The organism is Cryobacterium fucosi, from assembly GCF_004403515.1.
Lineage (GTDB): Bacteria > Actinomycetota > Actinomycetes > Actinomycetales > Microbacteriaceae > Cryobacterium > Cryobacterium fucosi.
In genome coordinates this window covers 19,053-41,030 of sequence record NZ_SOHH01000056.1, presented here as the reverse complement: position 1 = coordinate 41,030, position 21,978 = coordinate 19,053, and the positions used below count along the sequence as shown (strand labels likewise).

At 65.6% G+C, this 21,978-nt stretch carries 18 protein-coding genes; 13 read left to right on the top strand and 5 right to left on the bottom strand.

What is annotated here, in order from left to right; all coding sequences use genetic code 11:
* Positions 1 to 15: 15 nt before the first annotated feature.
* From nrdG to E3T48_RS06195, 3 genes are all read right to left on the bottom strand, one after another.
* A complete protein-coding gene (gene nrdG / locus E3T48_RS06205; protein ID WP_134522949.1) occupies positions 16 to 618 on the bottom strand; it encodes an anaerobic ribonucleoside-triphosphate reductase activating protein in 603 nt (200 codons plus the stop codon).
* The gene (nrdD, locus tag E3T48_RS06200) at positions 611 to 2,857 is read right to left on the bottom strand and encodes an anaerobic ribonucleoside-triphosphate reductase (protein ID WP_241986683.1); all 2,247 of its coding nucleotides are present in this window, start codon (positions 2,855 to 2,857) and stop codon (positions 611 to 613) included. The genes nrdG and nrdD overlap by 8 nt, the downstream gene beginning before the upstream one ends.
* A gap of 174 nt (positions 2,858 to 3,031) precedes the next feature.
* Complete coding sequence (locus tag E3T48_RS06195; protein ID WP_134523116.1) at positions 3,032 to 3,697, bottom strand: TetR/AcrR family transcriptional regulator; 666 nt, start codon at positions 3,695 to 3,697, stop codon at positions 3,032 to 3,034.
* A 243-nt stretch (positions 3,698 to 3,940) separates the two neighbouring features.
* On the opposite strand from E3T48_RS06195, the gene E3T48_RS06190 reads away from it, so the two are divergent.
* The 11 genes from E3T48_RS06190 to arfB all read left to right on the top strand — a co-directional run bounded on the left by E3T48_RS06190 (position 3,941) and on the right by arfB (position 15,372).
* Complete coding sequence (locus E3T48_RS06190) at positions 3,941 to 5,596, top strand: ABC transporter substrate-binding protein (RefSeq protein ID WP_134522948.1); 1,656 nt, start codon at positions 3,941 to 3,943, stop codon at positions 5,594 to 5,596.
* A 115-nt stretch (positions 5,597 to 5,711) separates the two neighbouring features.
* The gene (locus E3T48_RS06185) at positions 5,712 to 6,587 is read left to right on the top strand and encodes an ABC transporter ATP-binding protein (RefSeq protein ID WP_134522947.1); all 876 of its coding nucleotides are present in this window, start codon (positions 5,712 to 5,714) and stop codon (positions 6,585 to 6,587) included.
* The gene (locus E3T48_RS06180; RefSeq protein WP_134522946.1) at positions 6,584 to 7,393 is read left to right on the top strand and encodes an ABC transporter ATP-binding protein; all 810 of its coding nucleotides are present in this window, start codon (positions 6,584 to 6,586) and stop codon (positions 7,391 to 7,393) included. Before E3T48_RS06185 ends, E3T48_RS06180 begins: the two co-directional genes overlap by 4 nt.
* Positions 7,390 to 8,373 (top strand): ABC transporter permease, encoded by a 984-nt coding sequence (locus E3T48_RS06175; RefSeq protein ID WP_134522945.1) that lies wholly within the window; start codon positions 7,390 to 7,392, stop codon positions 8,371 to 8,373. Before E3T48_RS06180 ends, E3T48_RS06175 begins: the two co-directional genes overlap by 4 nt.
* 3 nt (positions 8,374 to 8,376) lie before the next feature.
* The gene (locus E3T48_RS06170; RefSeq protein WP_134522944.1) at positions 8,377 to 9,342 is read left to right on the top strand and encodes an ABC transporter permease; all 966 of its coding nucleotides are present in this window, start codon (positions 8,377 to 8,379) and stop codon (positions 9,340 to 9,342) included.
* Between the two features lie 10 nt (positions 9,343 to 9,352).
* Entirely contained in the window at positions 9,353 to 11,617 is a 2,265-nt protein-coding gene (locus E3T48_RS06165; protein WP_241986682.1) for an exo-beta-d-1,3/1,6-glucosidase, read from the top strand.
* 35 nt (positions 11,618 to 11,652) lie between these two features.
* Positions 11,653 to 12,357 (top strand): histidine phosphatase family protein, encoded by a 705-nt coding sequence (locus tag E3T48_RS06160; protein WP_134522943.1) that lies wholly within the window; start codon positions 11,653 to 11,655, stop codon positions 12,355 to 12,357.
* Between the two features lie 9 nt (positions 12,358 to 12,366).
* A complete protein-coding gene (locus tag E3T48_RS06155; protein WP_134522942.1) occupies positions 12,367 to 12,915 on the top strand; it encodes a DUF3090 domain-containing protein in 549 nt (182 codons plus the stop codon).
* Positions 12,915 to 13,703 carry an SCO1664 family protein gene (locus E3T48_RS06150; protein WP_134522941.1) on the top strand — a complete coding sequence of 263 codons (789 nt, stop codon included), beginning with the start codon at positions 12,915 to 12,917 and terminating at the stop codon, positions 13,701 to 13,703. Before E3T48_RS06155 ends, E3T48_RS06150 begins: the two co-directional genes overlap by 1 nt.
* A 396-nt stretch (positions 13,704 to 14,099) precedes the next feature.
* The gene (locus E3T48_RS06145; RefSeq protein WP_241986681.1) at positions 14,100 to 14,915 is read left to right on the top strand and encodes a pseudouridine synthase; all 816 of its coding nucleotides are present in this window, start codon (positions 14,100 to 14,102) and stop codon (positions 14,913 to 14,915) included.
* Between the two features lie 34 nt (positions 14,916 to 14,949).
* The gene (gene arfB, locus E3T48_RS06140; protein WP_134522940.1) at positions 14,950 to 15,372 is read left to right on the top strand and encodes an alternative ribosome rescue aminoacyl-tRNA hydrolase ArfB; all 423 of its coding nucleotides are present in this window, start codon (positions 14,950 to 14,952) and stop codon (positions 15,370 to 15,372) included.
* A gap of 27 nt (positions 15,373 to 15,399) precedes the next feature.
* Here arfB and E3T48_RS06135 read toward each other — a convergent pair whose 3' ends face one another.
* Positions 15,400 to 17,283 (bottom strand): FAD-binding monooxygenase, encoded by a 1,884-nt coding sequence (locus E3T48_RS06135; RefSeq protein ID WP_134522939.1) that lies wholly within the window; start codon positions 17,281 to 17,283, stop codon positions 15,400 to 15,402.
* 176 nt (positions 17,284 to 17,459) lie between these two features.
* Between E3T48_RS06135 and E3T48_RS06130 the strand changes: the two genes are divergently transcribed.
* Positions 17,460 to 18,275 carry an MOSC domain-containing protein gene (locus E3T48_RS06130; protein ID WP_166789655.1) on the top strand — a complete coding sequence of 272 codons (816 nt, stop codon included), beginning with the start codon at positions 17,460 to 17,462 and terminating at the stop codon, positions 18,273 to 18,275.
* Here E3T48_RS06130 and E3T48_RS06125 read toward each other — a convergent pair.
* A complete protein-coding gene (locus E3T48_RS06125) occupies positions 18,260 to 20,650 on the bottom strand; it encodes an ATP-binding cassette domain-containing protein (protein ID WP_134522937.1) in 2,391 nt (796 codons plus the stop codon). The two genes, E3T48_RS06130 and E3T48_RS06125, sit on opposite strands and share 16 nt — an antisense overlap.
* 299 nt (positions 20,651 to 20,949) lie before the next feature.
* Here E3T48_RS06125 and E3T48_RS06120 point away from each other — a divergent pair, with 299 nt between their 5' ends.
* Positions 20,950 to 21,864 (top strand): glycoside hydrolase family 16 protein, encoded by a 915-nt coding sequence (locus E3T48_RS06120; RefSeq protein WP_134522936.1) that lies wholly within the window; start codon positions 20,950 to 20,952, stop codon positions 21,862 to 21,864.
* The last annotated feature ends 114 nt before the right edge of the window (positions 21,865 to 21,978 follow it).

Here is a 21,978-nt window from a genome sequence, read left to right as displayed (position 1 = left end):
CCCGCAGCACCTCGCCTAGATCAGCTCCCGCTTCTCGATCTGTTCGTAGCTGCCGGTCGCGTCCTTGAGCCCGCCCCACAGCGTTACCTGTCCGCTGGCCAGGGACTCCTTCACGTCGATGATCCGCTGGTTGCTGCTGCCCCTGAACTGCAGGTTCAGGTCGCGCTTGGCCAGTTCGAATCGACCGTCGACCAGAACATCGATCTCGCGGAGCATGGCGAGCTTGTCCGGACTCTCCAGCAGCAGTTCTTCGAACGTGTAGCCGGTCCAGCACCAGACGTCCTTCGACCTGCCGAGTTCGCGGCGCACCCGGTCGAGGAGCGCCAGGCACACCCCGGTGTTGAGGAACGGCTCTCCGCCGAGGAGCGTGAGGCCCTGCACATACTCCTGGCCGAGGTCGGCGAGGATCTGGTCCTCGAGCTCCTGACTGTATGGCTGTCCATAGCGAAAACTCCAGGTGGCCTCGTTGAAGCAGCCCTCGCAGGCGAACAGGCAACCGGACAGATACAGGCTGCACCGCACCCCTTCGCCGTCGACGAAGACGAAGGGCTTGTAGTCGCCGACGTAGCGCTGGCTCAGCTTCTCCGACAGCCACTCGCCGGGCTGGGGGTTACGCATCCTCGGCGACTGATGCGGCGGCATCCGCCCCACGGATGCCGGTGGCGCCCGCCATGTGCTTGACCCGGGAGGTGATCTCGGTGTGGCGTCCGTGCACCATCGGGCGGGCCTGCGGGTTTCCGAGGTAGCCGCAGGTGCGCTTGACGACGTCGCAGGTCATCGGGTCGGCGTTTGCGCATTCGGGGCACTCGAAGCCGCGCTCGGTGGCATCGAAGTCGCCCGAGAAGCCGCAGGCATAGCACCGGTCGATCGGAGTGTTGGTGCCCAGGTAGCCGACGCGATCGTAGGAGTAGTCCCACACGGCCTCGAGCGCCTTGGGGTTTTGCTGCAGGATCGGATATTCGCAGTAGTGGATGAACCCGCCGGAGGAATACGTCGGGTAGACCTTCTCGAAGTCCAGCTTCTCGAACGGCGTCGGGCTCTTGCGCACGTCGTAGTGGAAGCTGTTGGTGTAGTAGTCCTTGTCGGTGATGTTGGGCACGGAGCCGAACTTCGCTGTGTCGAGTCGGCAGAACCGGTCGGTCAGGCTCTCGCTCGGCGTCGAGTACACGCTGAACTGGTAGCCGTACTCATTGCTCCACTCCCGGGTGCGCTCGTGGAGGGTGCGCAGGATGTCGACGGTGAAGTCCTTCGCCTCGGCGTCGGATTCCCAGTCACCGCCATAGAAGGCCGCGGCCACCTCGTAGAGGCCGATGTAGCCGAGGGACACGGTGGCGCGCTTGTTCTTGAAGAGGGTGTCGACGGGTTGGCCGGCATCGAGGTGCTGGCCGAAGGCGCCGTAGACGTAGAGGATCGGGGCGTTATCCGGGGTCGCTTCCTTGCACCGGTCGATTCTGAAGAGCAGTGCGTCGCGCGCCGTGCTCACCCGCTCGGCGAGGATGCTCCAGAACCTGTCCTTGTCGCCGGCGGCCTCGAGGGCGATCCGGGGCAGGTTGAGCGTCACGACTCCGAGGTTCATCCGGCCCTCGGAGACGTCGTTGCCCTCCTCGTCGGTCCAGCCCTGCAGGAACGACCGGCAGCCCATCGGCACCTTGAAGCTGCCGGTGAGCTCGACGATCTTGTCGTAGTTGAGGATGTCGGGGTACATGCGCTTGGTGGAGCACTCCAGCGCCAGCTGCTTGATGTCGTAGTTCGGGTCGGTCGGTGCGAGGTTGAGGCCACGCTTGACCGTGAAGATCAGTTTCGGGAAGATCGCGGTGCGCTTCTCACTGCCCAGGCCCTCGATCCGGATCTGCAGGATCGCCTTCTGGATCTCGCGCTCGAACCAGCTGGTGCCGAGGCCGAAGCCCAGGGAGGTGAAGGGTGTCTGCCCGTTGGAGGTGAAGAGGGTGTTGATCTCGTATTCGAGGCTCTGCATCGCGTCGTAGATGTCCTTGAGGGTCTTCTCCTCGGCGTACTGCTGGTGCCGGGACTCGTCCTCGATCCATTTCCCGGCCTGGACCAGGTGCTTTTCGAGGTTCTTCTCGGCGTAGGGGGCGAGCACCTCGTCGATGCGGTTCCCCGAGCATCCGCCGTACTGGCTCGAGGACACGTTCGCGATGATCTGCGAGATCTGGGCCGTCGCCGTCTGGATCGACCGGGGCGGGTCGACGTCGGCGTTGCCGATCCGGAAGCCCTGGCTCAGCATCGTCTTGAAGTCGATGAGGCAGCAGTTCGTCATCGGCGCGTAGGGGTGGTAGTCGAGGTCGTGGTAGTGCAGGTCGCCCTTCTGGTGGGCGTTGGCGACGTGCGGGGGCAGCATCTTCAGGCCGATGGCCTTGCCCACCGCGCCGGCGGTCAGGTCGCGCTGGGTGTTGAAGACGTCGCTGTCCTTGTTCGCGTTCTCGTTGACGACCGACTCGTCCTTGCTGATCAGCTTGATGATCGAGTGGTTGATGTCGGTGGCCTTGCTGCGCGCGAAGTCCCGCTGGATCCGGTAATTGATGTATGCCTCGGCGGCGTCGTACTCCTTGCTGTCAAGCAGGGCGTGTTCCACGATGTTCTGCACCTCGTAGATCTTGATGTCGACGGCGAAGCGCGAGGCGATCTCGCGGTCGACGCGAGCGACCAGGTCACGGATGGTGCGGTGCGTGAGCGGGGTCAGCTCGCCATGCACTTCGGTGAAGCTCTTGGCGAGTGCCGCGTAGATGCGGGTGTCATCGAAGGCGAGCCGGCGTCCGTCGCGTTTGGCCACCATGAGCGTGCCGAGAGCGCTCCCCGTCGTGAGGGTTCCTGCGCCAGGGTTTTCCGTTTTCAACACGCGCTGAAGTCTCCTCGAGTCGTAGTGCCCACAGCGATCGAGCGGGAGTTTGAGCCGGGCGAAGGAACCACATCTAGTGGTTGGGGTGTGATCTCCATACTACCTGTAGTGGTCTGCCTTGAATCGCGCAGGCGCGCCGCAGTGCTCGCCACTTCGCCACCGGAAACTGCCGTTTCACTCTTGGTGTCCGCCGCCTGGACCAGAGGAGCGAGCGAGTATTGCGTCCCGCGGCTCGAGAACCGAGGCCACAATGGCTTCGATCGCGAACTCGCTCGCCTGGGCGAGTTCTACGTTGCTGGGATCAAGCAGCCACTGAACCTGGAGCCCGTCCATCACCGCCAGAATCGCAGTAGCCGCCAGTGAGACCGTCTCGGGCGCTACCGCTCCGCGCTCCGCGCACACGACCTCGAATGCGTGTCGCGCCTCGGCGCGGAGGGTGCGGTATCGATCCACGAAGAATTCGCGAGCGGGGTGGTCGTCGGTGACCGATTCGGCCGAGAGCACGACGTAGGCCTGAACGATTCCCGCACGTTGGGCATTGGAGAAGGCCGTGGCCACCAAGTGGCGGAAGAACTCGATTCCGTCGGGGATGTGCTGGCCGGCCAGACTCTGCACATCGGTTTCATCGCGAAAGCGCAGGACCTCGAGGAGGAGCTGATCCTTCGACCCGAAGTGATGCAGGATTCCCGGATGGGTCATGTTCACCTGCTCCGCAATGTCGGAGAGCGTGCCATTGGTGTAGCCCTTGCTGCCGAATATCTCGAGGGCGGCCTCCAGGATGTCTCTGCGCCGCGCGAGCGTTTGCGGCCTGGGCTGAGACTTTCTTCGTGCCGTAACCATCAGGGTCATCACCTATGCCATATCAAAAATTCGCGACCGGTCCGGTCTTTCTTGCCGGTGAGCGGTCGAAAAGGTCCGCTCTGGACGAGCAAGATTCTACGCGCTGTCCGCCACGTGACCGGCTGGAACAAAGCGTATCGCGGCGTTTCGGAATTTGGTCTTGAATACTTACTGACAAGACGGTAAATTTTATCTTGTGTCACGGCAGCCTTGCACGGACACCTGATCTCGAGGGAGAGATACATGAAGGTGAAATCCACGCTGGTCGCCATGGGGCTCGTGGCCGCGATCGCGATTACCGGCTGCACAAGCGGCAACAGCAGCAGCACTTCGGAGAGCGGGGCAGCACTGACCATCGCGAAACCGGACGGTGCGATCGCAACCGAGTCCAACAATCCGTGGATCGGCGAATCATCCGGAATGAAGCTCGGCTACCTCAATGCGATTCTGGAGCCGCTCGGCATCGTCAACCTCGTCAGTCCGAGCGACGAGGTGCGGCCGTGGCTTGCGTCCGAGATCACCTGGACCGACGATTACAGGGCAGTGACGCTCGTCGCCCGAGACGGCGTGACCTGGAACGACGGTGAGGACTTCACCGCCGAAGACATCGAGTTCACCTTCACCATGTTCACGACCAAGCCCGAACTCGACACCGCGGCCCTCGGCATCACCGACGTCACCCGCGACGGCGACAGCGTGACCGTCACGTTCGCCGGATCGATGTTCTCGAAGCAGGACAAGGTGCTGCACAAGCAGATCCTGCCCAAGCACATCTGGGAGAGCGTCGAAGACCCCGCCACCTTCGCGAACCCGAACCCGGTGGGCACCGGACCCTACGTGCTCAGCCAGTTCGACACCCAAAGCGTGGAGCTCACCGCACGCGACGACTACTGGGGCGGCAAGCTGGCCGTGCCGACCCTCTACTACGTGTCCTACAACGACAACACGGCCCTCACCACGGCGCTCGCCAACGGCGATGCCGACTGGGCGCAGGCCTTCATCCCGAATGTCAAGTCGGCCTACCTCGACAAGGACCCTGAGAACAACGTCTATTGGGCCGCCGCCGGACTGGCGATCGACACGATGTTCGTCAACACGCAGACCAAGCCGTTCAACGACGTCGCCTTCCGTAAGGCGATGAACCTCGTCATCGATCGAACGCAGTACGCCGACATCGCCCGAGAAGGCAGTGTCCCGGTCGTGAGTTCCGTCACCGGCCTGCCGACGCCTGTGGGCGACCCCTTCATCTCCGCCGAGTACAAGGGTGAGACCTACAAGGTCGACGCGGATGCTGCCAAGAGCCTCCTGAAGGACGCCGGCTACACCTGGGCCGGCAAGTCCCTGGTCGACCCGTCCGGCGCGCCGGTCACCTTCGCCCTCTCTGTTCCTCAGGGCTGGAACGACTACGTGACCGGGATCAGCCTCATCGCGGATGCCGCTAAGTCCCTGGGCGTCGAGGCCACGGTCGACACGCCCGACTCCGACACCTGGTGGGAAGCCAAGGGCACCGGCGACTTCCAGGCGATCCTGCACTGGACCGACACCGGCGCCACTCCCTACGACCTTTACAGCAACATGATGGACGGCCGTTGGCTGAAGCCCCTCGGAGAGAGCGCCGACTTCAACTTCGGACGCTTCGACAGCCCGAAGGCCACGGCAGCGCTGAACGAGTACACGAATGCCGCTGACGACGCCACTCGCGGCGCAGCACTCGAGACCGTGCAGAAGATCTTCGTTGACGAGGTGCCGGCGATGCCAGTGGGAACCCGGCCATTCATCGGCGCCTTCAACACGCGCAGCTACGTCGGCTGGCCCGGGGAAGACAACCCCTACGCGCCGGCGGATCCGACCCAGCCGACGGCCGTGCTGATCCTGACCGAGCTCGAAGCGGCCAACTGATCCGGCAGCACCAAAGGCAACCATCGGGCGGGGGAGACAGGCCTTCCCCGTCCGGTGGCCTGATTCGGGCGTTTCCCACCGGGCGTTTCCCACCGAGAAAGAGCCGTGACCAGCCATGACTACCGACGACCTCCTGACGGTTTCCCAGTTCAGCGTTTCGTACGACGTGAATCCCCCCGTGGAAGCCGTGCGAGACGTGTCCATCACAGTCCGCCGAGGCGAGATCCTTGGCCTCGCGGGCGAATCCGGATGCGGCAAGACCACCCTTGCCTACGGCATCCAGCGGCTGCTCAAACCACCCGCCGTGATCACCTCCGGGTCCGCCGTCTTTCACGATGAATCCGGCGAGGACATCGACATCAACACGATGGACGACGTCCAGCTGCGCGCCTTCCGCTGGGAAAAGGCCTCCATGGTCTTCCAGGGAGCGATGAACGCTCTCAACCCGATCATCACCATCGGGGCGCAGCTTCAGGACGTCTTCTCCACCCACCGTCCCGCCATGAGTCGCAGAGAGCATCGCCTGGAGGCCGGACGCTTGCTCGACATCGTCGGCGTCGGTAGTGGCCGTCTGCGCTCCTATCCGCACGAACTGTCCGGCGGGATGCGGCAGCGCGTGATGATCGCCATGGCACTCGCCCTCAAACCTCAGTTGATGATCATGGACGAGCCCACCACCGCGCTCGACGTTCTCGTGCAGCGGGAGATCCTCGACCAGATCTCCGACCTGCGCAAGGAGTTCGGATTCTCCGTCATCTTCATCACGCACGACCTTCCGCTGCTCCTGGAGATCTCCGACCGAATCGCGGTGATGAGGGAAGGTCGCATCGTCGAGATCGACACGGCCCGGAATCTCTACGAGAACCCCCGGCATGACTACACTCGGCGACTCCTGGCATCCTTCCCGAGCCTGACCGGCGAACGCGGCGGCTTCGTGCGTCGACCCAGCGAGAGCGCCCTTGACGCGGAATCAGGAGTCACCGTTCAATGACAACACTTGAGTTCAGAGACGTCACGAAGAAATACCGCGTTCGGGGTTCGGGCGAACTGATCGCCCTCGACAAGGTCAATTTCACGCTCACCTCCGGCCGGACCATCGCCCTGGTCGGTCAGAGCGGGAGCGGGAAGTCAACGATCGCGAAAATCCTCACGCAGCTCGAGCGGGTCAGCTCCGGACAGGTCCTGCTCGACGGCACACCCATTCCCACCTGGGGCCGCCCGCTCCGGCGATACCGGCAGACGGTGCGCATGGTGTTCCAGGACCCATTCGCCTCCCTGAATCCCTACCACACGATCCGGCACCACATCGAGCGCCCCCTCCGTCTCGACCGGGTCGTCCCCGCGGACCAGGTGGAGGAGGAGGTGTTCAGGCTGCTCAACCGAGTGCGACTCTCGCCGGAACAGACCATCGACCGTCGTCCGCACGAGCTGTCCGGGGGACAACGCCAACGTGTCGCCATCGCCAGAGCCCTCGCATCGCGCCCCGCGCTCCTGATCGCCGACGAACCCGTCTCCATGCTCGACGTGTCCATCCGACTCGAGGTGCTCAACCTTCTCGCCGAGCTCCAACGCGAAGCGAATCTGGGCGTTCTGTACATCACTCACGACCTCGCAACCGCTCGCCACTTCAGCGACGAGATCATGGTTCTCCATCACGGGAAAGTCGTCGAGCATGGCCCGTCCGACGACGTCATTCTCCACCCGACGCATCCTTACACCCTCGCGCTCCGCGACGCCTCTCCCGATCCGGAAAAGCACTTCGCGGCATCCACGACCATTCCGGGAGCCACCACGTGAGATTCATCTTGCGACGCACGGCGTTCTACGCCTTCACCGCGTGGGCCGCGATCACCATCAATTTCTTCCTCCCGCGCATGATGAAAGGTGACCCGGTCTCTGCCTACCTGCAGAAGAACCAGGGCAGGATCAGCCCGGAGGCCATCGACTCACTCAGAACACTGTTCGGATTGGATTCGACCAAAAGCCTTCTCGAGCAGTACATCGACTACTGGCAGCTGCTGCTGTCCGGGGATCTCGGCAGATCGTTCTCCAAGGGCCTGGCGCCGGTCACCGATGTCATAGCGTCGGCGATTCCCTGGACCATCGGCCTCGTCGGCCTCGCCACAGTGCTCTCGTTCGCGCTCGGCACCGCGATCGGCGGGCTGATCGGATGGCGCCGCGGCAGCAGAGCCGACGCGATCGTGCCTGTCGCCACCTTCTTTTCCACCGTCCCCTACTTCTGGATGGGTCTGATCGCCATCGCCGTGTTCTCGACCACGCTCGGCTGGTTCCCCGCATCACACGCCTACGACAAGGGAACGCAACCCGGCTTCTCCCTGGAATTCGCCGGCCAGGTGATCCAACACGGCTTCCTGCCCGCGCTCACCCTGGTGATCGGCTCGCTCGGCGGCTGGATTTTGGGGATGCGCAACATGATGATCACGGTTTTGGATGAGGACTACGTCACCGTCGCGCAGGCCAAGGGCCTCCGGCCCGTGCGTGTCCTGATCAACTACGCCGCCCGCAACGCCTCCCTGCCCCAGCTGTCCAGCTTCGCCATGTCGCTCGGCTTCATCGTGGGCGGAACGTTGGTGATGGAACTCGTCTTCTCCTACCCAGGCGCCGGCAAGCTCCTCCTCGACGCGACGACGGCCAAGGACTACCCGCTGATGCAGGGGTTGTTCCTCGTGATCACGTTGGCTGTTCTCGTCGCCAACATCATCGCGGATGTCGCCTATGCGATCCTCGACCCGCGCACTCGCCAGATGGAGGCATGAGACATGACGCACAAGAGAAACGCGTTCGGTCGACTGGGCCAGACGTTCGCGATGTTTCGTAACGGAAAGTCCGTTGCCGGGCTCAGCATCCTCGGAGCCTTCTGCCTGGTGGCGATCTTCGGGGACTGGATCGCGCCCTACGGTCCCCTCGACAAGGACTTCACCGCCCTCCGACAAGCCCCGTCCTGGGTGCACTGGCTCGGAACCACCCACATGGGTGAGGACGTGCTGAGCCAGATCATCTATGGCACCCGCGGGGTGCTGGTGGTCGGCTTCACCGCGGGAGTCATTGCCACGTTCATTGCGGTGGGAATCGGAGTCACGGCGGGATACGTCACCGGCTGGCGGAGTGAATCGTTGTCCGCCCTGACCAATGTGTTCCTGGTCATCCCCGGCCTGCCGCTGATCATCATCATCGCCTCGCAGTACGAAAACCCGAGCCTGCTGCTCATTTCGTCGGTTCTCGCGATCACCGGCTGGGCGTGGGGTGGCCGGGTCCTCCGCGCGCAGACGATGTCCTTGCGCAACCGTGACTTCATCCAGGCCGCGAGAGCCAACGGGGAACCCCTGTACCGCATCATCGCCGTAGAAATGCTGCCCAATCTGACCGCGATCATCGCATCGAGTTTCGTCGGAACGGTCATCGCCGCGGTCCTCGGCCTCACCACCCTGGCCTTCATCGGCGTCATTCCGATCACCAACCTCAACTGGGGAACGATCCTGTTCTGGGCACAGCAGAACGGAGCCTTCCCTGACTTCTGGTGGTGGTATGTCCCCGCAGGCCTGTGCATTGCTTTGCTGGGCATGGCACTCTCCCTGATCAACTTCGGCATCGATGAGTACGTCAATCCCCGTCTTCGCTCGGCGGGGGAGCGCGCCCGCGCGATGAGGAAGAAGGGCTTCGTGCTGTCCGACAGGGTGACCGCCGTGCGCCCTCGCGCTACCGACGACGATTCAACCAGGCAATAGGAGTCTCATTGTGAGCGCAATCATCACCCATTCGGTCCCATATCTCGATCCGGCTTCATCCATCGGCGACCGCGTCGCCGACCTCCTCGGCCGAATGACGGTCGAAGAAAAAGTCGGGCAGATGATGCAGCTCGATGCCCAGGACGACATCGTCGATCACGTCCTAGCCAAGCACGTCGGATCCGTTCTTCATGCCTCACCGGACCGGCTGGACCAGGCGCAGGCTCTCACCGCACAGACCCGCCTGCGGATCCCGCTCATAGTCGGGGAGGATTGCATCCACGGGCACTCGTTCTGGACCGGCGCCACGATCTTCCCCACCCAGCTCGCAATGGCGGCATCCTGGGACCCTGGGCTCATCGAGAAAGTCGCCAGGGCCACTGCGGTCGAGGTCGCATCGACCGGAGTCCACTGGACCTTCTCGCCCGTGATCTGCATCGCACGCGACCTTCGATGGGGTCGCATCGGCGAGACGTTCGGCGAGGACCCCTTTCTCATCGGCGAGCTGGCTTCTGCGATGGTGCGCGGCTATCAAGGAAAGGGACTGGCAGACCCGACCGCCATCCTGGCGACCGCGAAGCATTTTGCCGGGTACTCGGAGACCCAGGGCGGGCGTGATTCAAGCGAAGCCGACATTTCGCAGCGAAAGCTTCGGTCGTGGTTCCTGCCACCGTTCGAACGGGTCGCCCGTGAAGGCTGCCGCACGTTCATGCTGGGGTATCAATCCATCGACGGCGTGCCGATCACCGTCAACGAGTGGCTGCTGAAGGACGTTCTCCGGGGGGAGTGGGGGTACACCGGAACCCTCATCACCGACTGGGACAACGTCGGTCGGATGGTCTGGGAACAGCAGGTTCAACCCGACTATATGCACGCGGCGGCAGCCGCGGTCAAGGCCGGCAACGACATGGTGATGAATACCCCGGGATTCTTCGCCGGCGCACTCCAAGCAATCGAGCTGGGGATTCTGGATGAGTCCGATCTCAATGCCGCAGTCTCGCGCATCCTTGCCCTCAAATTCGAACTCGGGCTGTTCGAGAACCCTCGCCTGCCTGACCTGGAGTTGCAGAGAGCATCCATCGCCAATGCCGAGCACACCGAGCTGAACCTTCAGATTGCCAGACGCTCTATCGTGCTGCTGCAGAACGACGGCGTTCTGCCCCTTCCCGTCACCAGCTCAGAGCCCAGGAGGGTCGCGATTGTCGGTCCCCTGATCGACGACGCACAGACTCAACTCGGAGATTGGGCGGGTTCGTCCGGTCAGGCCGGCTGGTTGCCGGATGGTCATCCGCGGCACATGATCACGACAGTGCTCGATGGGTTGCGCGCGCTGCTTCCGTCGGAGTGGCTGCTCACCCACGCCAGGGGGGCAGACATCCTGCGGCTCGCGCCGGATCCAGCGGGGGAGTTCTTCCCGGACGGACAGCCTCGACCCCAGCTCGTCATTCCCTGCGACCCTGACGCACAGATGATCGGCGAGGCAGTCGAAGCAGCGTGCACAGCCGACTATGTGGTGGCCGTTGTCGGCGACCGGGTGGAACTAGTGGGCGAGGGCCGATCAACGGCGACGCTCGAGCTTGTGGGTGGCCAGATCGCCCTCCTGGACGCCCTGGCGGAGACCGGCACTCCGATGATCGTCGTCCTGATGTCCTCAAAGCCGCTGGTGCTCCCACCATCGGCGATGAGCGCGGCCGCCGTCGTCTGGGTGGCCAGCCCCGGGATGCAAGGCGGTCGGGCCATCGCGGAACTCGTGCTTGGACTGATCGAACCGTCCGGTCGGCTGCCCATCTCCTTCGCGCGGCACGTAGGACAGCAGCCGACGTACTACAACCAGATCCGCGGGCAGCACGGCGACCGGTACGCGGACTTGACCCAGCGCCCTGCGTTCAGCTTCGGAGAAGGGCTTTCCTACACGCAGGTCGACTATTCCAACCTTCGGCTGCAGCGGCCGGACCTGTCCAGGATCGATACGGTGAGGGCTGAGCTCACTCTGCACAACACCGGCGAGCGTCCTGTGGTTGAGACGGTGCAGGCATACGTGAGTGACAGAGTCACCTCTGTGAGTTGGGCGGACAAGGAGCTCAAGGCCTTCGCGCAGGTGGCGCTCCTCCCCGGAGAGATCGTGACGATCACGATTGAAGTGCCTGTCGCCGAGTGCAGCATCGTGAACGCGCGCGGCAATCGAGTCGTGGAAGCCGGTGACTTTTCGCTGCTCGTCGGGCCGTCGTCCCGCGACGAGACCCTCATCAGCGTCCCGTTCCACGTCATCGACTGACCTGCCGGAGAGGCGACCCGATCTAGGCTGTACCCATGGCCACAGTCATCCTCGTGCGGCACGGTCGCACCACCGCGAATGCCGAAGGCGTGCTGGCCGGACGGGCCGTCGGGGTCAGCCTCGACCAGATCGGGCGTGACCAGGCGGAGCTCACGGCTGAGCGTCTGGCGCTGGTGCCGCTGGTCGGGGTCGTCTCGAGCCCCCTGGAACGCTGCCGGCAGACGTCTCAGCTGATCCTCGACCGCCAGCCCGGCTCCCTGGCCAGGCCGGTCGAGGAGGACCTCACCGAGTGCGACTACGGAGAGTGGCAGGGTCTGGCCCTCGATGAGCTCGCCCAGGAGAAGCTCTGGTCGGTGGTGCAGACACAACCGTCGGCCGCCATCTTCCCCGGTGGCGAGTCCCTGGCCGCGATGCAGGCCAGGTCGGTCGCCGCGATCCGACGACACGACGCGGCGTTCGAGGCGCAGCACGGACCCGGCGCCGTATGGGTGGCCGTGAGCCATGGCGACATCATCAAGTCCATCCTGGCCGACGCACTCGGCATGCATCTCGACCTGTTCCAGCGCATCAACGTCGGCCCCGGGTCGGTCTCGATCGTGCGCTACGGCACAAGCCGGCCGAGCGTTCACGCCACCAACACCGACGCCGGCGACCTCTCTTGGCTCGGCGTGGGAACCCCTCCGGCCGACGCGCCGGTCGGTGGCGGGGCCGGTCAGGCGGCGCACGCATCCGGCGCCTAAAATACCCACATGCCCACAATCGTCCACGAGTTCGACTGGCCGGACCGGGTCGTCGTCGGCACGGTCGGCCTGCCCGGGTCGCGCACGTTCTACCTGCAGGTGCGCGCCGGGGCCCAGATCGTCAGTGTCGCCCTCGAGAAGCAACAATCCGCCCTTCTCGCCGAGAAGATCGACGAGTTGCTCGACCAGTTGATGAGCCACAAGGGCAACCCGTTCAGCATCCCGACCAGCACTCCCGTCGAGCTCGTCGACAACGACCCGCTGGAGGAGCCCGTCGCGGAGGAATTCCGAACCGGCTCGATGAGCCTGGCCTGGGACCCCTCGACCGTGCAGGTCGTGGTCGAGGCCTACCCGTTCGTGGAGGGCGACGACGACGAGCTCGATGAGGGCGCGCTGGAGCCGACTGACGTGCTGCTGGTGCGGATGCCGGTCGGCACCGCCCGGGCATTCGCGAAGCGCACGCGCGAGGTGGTGGGGGCAGGCCGCCTTCTGTGCCCGCTCTGCAGCGAGCCCATCGACGCGGACGGGCACACCTGCACCCTCCCCGGCAGCCCCTGATGTCGCCCAAGGCCGGCCCCGACCCCGAGGCCGGCCTCCGCGACGGTGAGCTCGAGCTCACGGGCCGGATCACGACGGCCTCGAACGCGACCTTCCTCGGCAGCATCGGCGGCGTCACGGTCGTCTACAAGCCCATCGTCGGCGAGCATCCGTTGTGGGATTTCCCCGACGGATATCTCGCCAGCCGGGAGGCTGCGGCGTACCTGGTCTCGCAAGTCTTCGGCTGGAACGTGGTGCCCCGAACCTGGCTGCGGGACGGCCCGATGGGCAGGGGGATGGTGCAGCTGTGGCAGGAGTCAGACCCCGAACAGGATGCCGTCGGCCTGGTCCCCGTGGATGCCGTGCCCGACGTGGGGTGGCGCCATGTGCTCGACGGGCGGGACGAGCACGGTCGTGCGGTCACGCTCATCCATGAGGACTCTGCCGCCCTGCGCCGGATGGCGGTGTTCGACATCGTCGTGAACAACGCCGATCGCAAGGGCGACCACATCCTCGCGATGCCCGACGGGCACCGGCACGGGGTCGACCACGGGCTCACGTTCCACGCCGACCACAAGCTGCGCACCGTGCTCTGGGGGTGGATGGGTGAGGCTCTCACCGCCGAGGAACTGGTCGGGATTGATCGGGTCGGCTCTCAGCTGGCTGGTGAGCTCGGCGTCACTCTCGCCGGGTTGCTCAGCGATCTCGAGATCGCCGCCCTGGCCGCGCGCTGCGACCGGTTGCGCGCCGAAGGGCGATTCCCCGCCCCGCGCGGCGAGATGCCCGCGGTGCCCTGGCCGCTGTTCTAGGTGAGCTGACGAGCCAACAGCTGGCGCTTGCTGTCACAGCTCCGAACTCGTCCGGTACCGGTGACCATGGGGCTTCCGCTTCTCGCCCCGTCGAATTCGACGGAGATTTTCCAGATTCAGCATGTGAGAGACCTGTTTTCGCGCAGAATCGGCAAAAAGTCCGTCGAATTGGTCGGGTCGGGGCGTCGCCCCTGTGCGGCAGGGTCGAGTCGTCCGGGCGTCCACTTCTACTCGCTGGCTTCGGGGTGGTCCCTGGAGACGTACGATCGGTGGATGCCCCCGCGTTCCCCCCTGCCGCAACGTCACGGGCTCGACGCCGCGTGGGTGTGCACCCCGGAGCGTGGCAGCGCCCGGCCGCACCAGTGGCCGACCATGGAGGCGTGGCTACACGATCGGTTGTCCGAATTCGTCGACGTGACCGGGTTTCTGGCCGGGGAACGCTTCGCCTATCAGTCGGGCGCGCCGGTCGTCGGCAGCGACCCCTACGGGCCTCACACCTTCGTCTGGTTTCACCGCGATCTCGCCGATGAGGCATTCGTGCCGGGGACCGTCCACGTCGTCCATCAGGACGCTCGAATCGTCGTGGTCGACAAGCCGGCTTTCCTCTCGACCATTCCGCGCGGTCGGCACGTTGTGCAGAGTGTGGTGGTGCGCTTGCGCGCCGAGTTGGGATTGCCCGAGCTCTCGCCGCTGCACCGACTGGACAGGGTGACGTCGGGGCTTCTGATCCTGGCGACCGAGCGACGCTGGCGCGGGGCGTATCAGTCGATGTTCCAACGCGGCGAGGTCGGCAAGACCTACCGTGCGCTCGCCCCGCTGCGGCCGGATCTGGATTTTCCCGTCACCGTGCGCAACCACCTCGCCACGCGGCGAGGCCAGTGGCAGGCCGAGGTGGTGGTCGATGAAACGCCCAACGCCGAGTCGCTGATCGAGCTGGAGACCGTCTTCCGGGACACGGCCGTCTATCGGCTGACGCCGCGGACCGGGCGCACGCATCAGCTGCGGATGCACCTGCTGGGCCTGGGGATTCCCATCATCGATGACCCGGTGTACCCCGTCGTTCGGGACGTCGCGATCGACGACTTCGCCCGCCCGCTGCAGCTCCTGGCAAGCGAGGTGAGGTTCACCGATCCCCTTGACGGGGAATTGCGCCAGTTCGAGAGCGTGCGGACGCTTCCGCTGCGCGGTGAGGCTGCAGTCGACCCGGCCTGAGGGCAATGCTCCAGGATCGTGCCACGCTGGGTGCATGGACCTGGAGGTGTCACCCGCGCTCACGATTCCCGCGTCGGAACTCGGCTGGCGGTTCTCGCGGTCGTCCGGCCCGGGCGGCCAGCACGTCAACACCTCCGACAGCCGGGTCGAGCTCCTCTGGAACGTCGCCGAGTCGGCGGCGCTGACCGATGCGCAGCGGATGCTGCTGCTCACCCGTCTCGGACGGCGGCTCATCGCGGGGGTGATCACCGTGACCGCCTCCGAGCGGCGTTCCCAACTGCGCAATCGCGAGATCGCCCTGGCCAGGCTCGCCGAGCTCGTGGCCGCCGGGCTTGCTCCCGAGGCGGCTCCCCGGCGGGCGACGAAACCCACCCGGGGTTCCGGCCGGCGGCACCTCGCCGCCAAGCAACAACGGTCGGCCACCAAACGGCAGCGCCAGCGTCCTCCCGCCGAGTAGCGGCATCCAGCCGCCGGGCGGCGGAACCTACCGCACGAGCAGCATCTGCCGGAAGAATGCAGCCAGCTCGCCGGTCGCGCTCAGCGGAAGCACGTTCGCCACGTACTGGTCGGGGCGCACCACCACGACCGCGCCGCCGCGGTCGATTCCGCGGAGCTCGAAGATGTCGTGCTCCGGGTCGGCGGCGTACAGCTTCTCGTAGTCGATCAACCGAAGCGGGCCGGTCTTCGGCAGGAACGCCTCGGGAACACGGCCGAGGTCCACGCCGGTGTGCGCCTGCTGGTAGACCACCTTGACATCGAAGACGCTGTCGATGGCGCTCCCCGCGGGAGTGTGCACGCCGAGCGGCGACTCGGGCGAGGTCTGAAGCCAGTGCGCCCAATCAGCAAGCGCCGACGGCTCTCCCGCTGCCGCGGCATCCGCGAACGCGTACACGCGCCAGCGTCCGTCGGCGCGGTGGTGGTGGCCGAGCTGCACCGGGTTGGCGTCGGCGACCCGGACCACCGGGGCGGACTTGAAGCGCTTGCCGACCGGGAATCCCGTGGCACGAGACTGGTGGGTTGCCTCGCCGACCAGCATCGACGGCGGGTACTGGGTCATGAAACCGGCCGGGAACTCGGCTGTGCGGGTGTAGAACTCCTCCAACGGAACCTCGAGGTCTTCCGGCTTCGTCGCCATCAGGCTCGACCATTTCTTGTCGAAGTCAATGAGGTTCTTGGCGATCACCTGGCGCTCGGACGAGTAGGTGCCGAGCAGCGTCTCGGGGCTGCGGCCATCAAGCACGTAGGCGAGCTTCCAGCCCAGGTTGAAGCCGTCCTGCATCGACACGTTCATGCCCTGGCCGGCCTTGGCGCTGTGCGTGTGGCACGCGTCCCCGGTGATGAAGACTCGCGGCGTGCGGGTGCCGATCTCGTGGGGGAGCACGTCGTCGAACCTGTCGGTGAGGCGATGGGCGACCTCGTATACGCTGTGCCAGGCCACGTTCTTCACGTCCAGCGTGTAGGGGTGTAGGATCTCGTTCGCCTTCGCGATGATCTCCTCAATGGTCGTCTTGCGCACGGCCCCGTTGTCATCGGGTGCCACCTCGCCCAGGTCGACGTACATGCGGAACAGGTATCCGCCCTCCCGGGGAATGTGCAGGATGTTCCCGCCCGAGCCGGACTGGATCGCGCACTTCGTGCGGATGTCCGGGAAGTCGGTGACGGCGAGGACGTCCATCACGCCCCAGGCATGGAAGGCCTGGTCGCCGGCGAGCGTGCAGCCGATCGAGTCGCGCACGGCGCTTCGGGCGCCGTCGGCGCCGACCACGTACCTGGCGTGGACGATGCGCTCCTGGCCGGCCCGTTCGCCGGTCGTGTGCATGAGCGTCACCGTGACGGGATACTCGCCCTCGTCGGTGTTCACGAGGCGGCGGAAATCGAAGCCGAAATCCGGCTTCATTCGCGTCGGCGAATTGGCCATCACCTCGCCGAAGTAGTCCAGTACGCGGGCCTGGTTGACGATCAGGTGCGGGAACTCGCTGATGCCGGTGGGGTCGTCCACCGCGCGGGCGGTGCGCACGATGCGCGACGGATCGGCGGGGTCCGGCTTCCAGAACGCCATCTCGGTGATGTGGTAGGCCTCCGCGATGATGCGCTCCGCAAAACCGAAGGCCTGGAAGGTCTCGACGCTGCGGGCCTGGATGCCGTCGGCCTGCCCGATCGCCAGGCGTTCGCCGCGGCGCTCCACGATCCGGGTCGTGATGCCGGGGAACTGGGAGAGCTGGGCGGCGGTGATCATGCCGGCGGGGCCGGTGCCGACGATGAGAACGTCGACGTTCTCGGGGAGCTCGTCGGGGCGATCGATGCCGACGCCCGCGGCGTCTTGAATGCGCGGGTCGGTGGACACGTATCCGTGGTGGTGAAACTGCACGGCTTCCTCACTTCTCTGTGTGGGTGAATCGTGGGCGGATCGGACGTCACTGGCGATTCGATAATGGAACGCGCAGTTCGATTATCGCTTGTCAAATCATATATCATATGGTCGGCCGGGGTGCGGTCAATCCGGGATGCCTGAGTCTCGCGTACCGTATTGGATACTTCCGTGTTGTGCAACATTCGGCCGATTGGGTGATCATCATCATGCATGTGCGCAGCATCGGTGTGTCCGCGCTCAAGGGTGGGCGCCATCGATCGCGGGATCACATTCTGCTCGAGACGGATGGGCCGGTCGGAGACCGGGTCTTCGCGGTCGTCGACCTCGAAGCGGGACAGGTCGTCAGGACCGTTGAGCATCCGTCCCTCGTCACCTGCGAGGCGCGCTGGGACGGCGGGGTGCTGTCGGTCGAGATCGACGGGGAGCGGATCACCGCGCCGCCCCGGATGAGCGGGCATCGCCTCGCACTCGACTATTGGGGCCGCGCCGCCGCCATGGAAGTGGTCGATGGGCCCTGGGCCCGGGAGATCTCCCGGCTGCTGGGGCGGACAGTGGTCCTGGCGCGGAGCACCGTCGCGGGTGAGGTGGTCTACGGCGATTCGGTCACGATCGCCACGACCGGTTCCCTGCGTCGCCTCGCCCTCGAGTCCGGGATCGCCGTTGATGAGCGCCGGTTCCGGTCGACCTTCACGATCGACACCGGCGACGCCGCTGCACACCTGGAGGATGACTGGGCCGGCCGCGAACTCGCGCTGGGGGGCGCCAGGCTGCTCGTGGGGAGTGGGGTCCCGCGGTGCGCGGTCATCGACCTCGAGCCGGACACCGGCGCCCGCGGAACATGCCTGCTCAAGATGCTCGCCGGGTATCGCCTGAATGCCGGCGAGATCGAGTTCGGCGTCTACGCCCGGGTCATCCGCCCGGGAACGGTCTCCCGCGGCGACCCGGCCCGACTGCTGCCCGTCGACGGGCCAGGTCAGCTGTCGACGTAGGCCGCGAGGTGCTGGCCGGTGAGGGTGGAGCGGGCGGCAACGAGGTCGGCGGGGGAGCCCTCGAAGACGATCCGGCCGCCGTCGTGGCCGGCGCCGGGGCCGAGGTCGATGATCCAGTCGGCGTGCGCCATCACCGCCTGGTGGTGCTCCACGACAATCACCGACTTGCCGGAGTCGACCAGCCGGTCGAGCAGGCCGAGCAGTCGCTCGACGTCGGCCAGATGCAGGCCGGCGGTCGGCTCGTCGAGCACGTAGACGCCGCCCTTCTCGGCCATGCGGGTGGCCAGTTTCAGCCGCTGGCGCTCGCCGCCCGACAGCGTGGGGAGCGGCTGGCCGAGGCTGAGATACCCGAGCCCCACGTCGGCGAGCCGGTCGAGGATGGCGTGCGCGGCCGGCGTGCGCGCCTCGCCGGCGCCGAAGAACGCCTCGGCCTCGGTCACCGACATCTCGAGCACCTCGCTGATGTTGCGGCCACCGAGGTGGTACTCCAGAACGGATGCCTGGAACCGCTTCCCGTCGCACTCCTCGCAGGTGGTGGCGACGCCGGCCATCATCGCGAGGTCGGTGTAGATGACGCCCGCGCCGTTGCAGGCAGGGCAGGCACCCTCTGAATTGGCGCTGAACAGCGCCGGCTTCACGCCATTGGTCTTCGCGAACGCCTTGCGGATCGGGTCCAGTAGGCCGGTGTAGGTTGCCGGGTTGCTCCGCCTGGAGCCGCGGATCGCGCCCTGGTCGATCGACACCACGCCGTCGCCGGCGGGGATCGACCCGTGCACGAGCGAGCTCTTGCCCGAGCCCGCGACGCCCGTGACGACGACAAGCACCCCGAGCGGCACGTCGACGTCGACGTCCTGCAGGTTGTGCGCCGTCGCGCCACGGATCTCCAGCGAGCCAGTGGGCATCCGCACCGTCTGCTTGAGGGCGGCGCGGTCGTCGAAGTGGTGACCGGTGAGCGTGCCGCTGGTGCGCAGCCCCTCCACGGTGCCCTCGAAGCAGACCTCGCCGCCCGCCGCGCCGGCGCCGGGGCCGAGGTCGACGACGTGGTCCGCGATCGTGATCGTCTCCGGCTTGTGCTCGACGACGAGCACCGTGTTGCCCTTGTCCCGCAGCCGGAGCAGCAGGCCGTTCATCCGCTGGATGTCATGCGGGTGCAGCCCGATGGTGGGCTCGTCGAAGACATAGGTGACGTCGGTGAGGGAGGAGCCGAGGTGGCGGATCATCTTGACCCGCTGCGCCTCGCCGCCGGACAGCGTGCCGGTGGGCCGTTCGAGGGACAGGTAGCCCAGGCCGATCTCCACGAACGACTCGAGGTTCTCCCGCAGGGCGTCAAGCAACGGCGCCACCGATGGCTCGGCGAGGCCTCGCACCCACTGGGTCAGGTCGCTGATCTGCATGGCGCAGGCGTCGGCGATGCTGATCCCCTGGATCTTCGAGGAACGGGCGCCCTCGCCCAGCCGGGTCCCGCCGCAGTCGGGGCAGGTGGTGAAGGTGACGGCCCGATCCACGAAGGCCCGGATGTGCGGCTGCATCGCCTCCTTGTCCTTGGAGAGCATCGACTTCTGGATCTTCGGGATCAGACCCTCGTAGGTGAGGTTGATGTTGTCGACCTTGATCCTGGTCGGCTCCTTGTAGAGCAGGTTGTGAAGTTCGGTCCTGGTGAACGTGCGGATCGGCTTGTCCGGGTCGAAGAAGCCGGAGCCGCTGAAGATGCGGCCGAACCAGCCGTCCATGCTGTAACCGGGGATGGTGAGCGCGCCGTCGTTGAGGGACTTGCTGTCGTCGTAGAGCTGGGTCAGGTCGAGGTCGGTCACGTTGCCCATGCCCTCGCAACGAGGGCACATGCCGCCGGTGATGCTGAAGCTGCGGCGCTCCTTGATGGTCTGCCCGCCGCGCTCGATCGAGACCGCGCCCGCGCCGCTGATCGAGGCGACATTGAACGAGTACGCCTTCGGCGAGCCGATGTGCGGCTGCCCGAGCCGGCTGAAGACGATCCGCAGCATCGCGTTGGCGTCGGTGACGGTGCCGACGGTGGAGCGGGGGTTGGCGCCCATTCGTTCCTGGTCGACGATGATCGCCGTGCTCAGCCCGTCGAGCACGTCGACATCGGGCCGTGCCAGCGCCGGCATGAAGCCCTGCACGAAGGCGCTGTACGTCTCGTTGATCATCCGCTGAGACTCCGCGGCGATCGTGCTGAACACCAGCGAACTCTTGCCGGAGCCGGAGACGCCGGTGAAGACCGTCAGTCGGCGCTTCGGGATCTCGACGTTGATGTTTTTGAGGTTGTTCTCTCGCGCGCCCTGCACGCGGATCCGATCGTGGCTGTCGGCAACGTGCAGCTCAGTCGACTGCGTGTCCGTGCCTGCGGCGATGCTCATCGTGTCTCCGTCCGATACGGCTGTGTGCTCTGGCCGCCATCGCCGTGCCGAGGGAGGTTCAGCCGACCGTCATCCACGCATCCGTGATGCTCACACCGCCCGCAGCAATGCCATCGTACGCTCGATCCTTCGGGTCATCAGAAGCGGGTGTCACTAGAGGTGACAATGGCTGGAGAGGCCGAGTCCGTTGACACGCACAAACGATGGGTGCTACACCTGATCGTGAGAGCGCTCTCTCGCAGGGTTCTGAGAGCGCTCCCACGAACCATCCACGCAATACAATCGAAAAGGGTTCAACAATGAGGTTTCGCTCAAAATACAAGGTCGCCGTCGCTGTCGTCGCCGCCGTCGCTGTCGTCGTCGTGCCTACCGCTGCAATTTCCGCCCAGGCGTCGCTGCCGGCCACCCCCGCCGGCTGGACTCTCGCATGGAGCGACGACTTCACCGGGCCAGCGGGAACAGGCGTCAACACCACCAACTGGCTCTATGACATCGGGACGAGCTACCCGGGAGGCGCCGCCAGCTGGGGAACAGGCGAGGTCGAGAAGATGACGTCCTCCACGGCCAACGTCTTCCAGGACGGTAACGGCAACCTCAACATCAAGCCCATCCGCGATGCGAAAGGCAGCTGGACCTCGGGTCGCATCGAGACCCAGCGCACCGACTTCCAGCCGGATCCGGGCAAGGTCATGGCGGTGGAGGCGCGCATCCAGATGCCGAACGTCACCGGCACAGCGGCGCAGGGGTACTGGCCCGCGTTCTGGATGCTCGGCGCCCCGTTCCGCGGCAACTACACCAACTGGCCCTCTGTCGGTGAGATGGACATCATGGAGAACGTCAACGGTGCCAACACCGTCTGGGCGACGCTTCACTGCGGGACAACCCCCGGGGGTGCGTGCAATGAAACCACCGGTCTCGGTGGGAGTACGACCTGCCTGGGGTCCACGTGCCAGTCGGCGTTCCACGTCTATCGAATTGAGTGGGACCGCAGCGGGGTGAGCGAGCAGCTCCGCTGGTCACTGGACGGCGTCGTCTTCCACACCGTCAACCAGAGCGACGTAGATGCCACGACGTGGGCCAACGCCACGGGCCACGGCTTCTTCATCATCCTCAACGTGGCCATCGGCGGCAGCTGGCCGGGCCGTCCCACTCGGCTGACCCAATCGGGTGTTCCGATGCTCGTCGACTACGTTTCGGTGTACAAGAGCATGTAGGCATCTTCCCCAGAAAGCGGGGGCCCGCATGCCCGGGCCTCCCGCTATCGCCCTACAGGCTTTGCCGCTCTGATGGCACAGCGTCGGGCAGAGTAGTCGCCGGCGTCGAGCAGT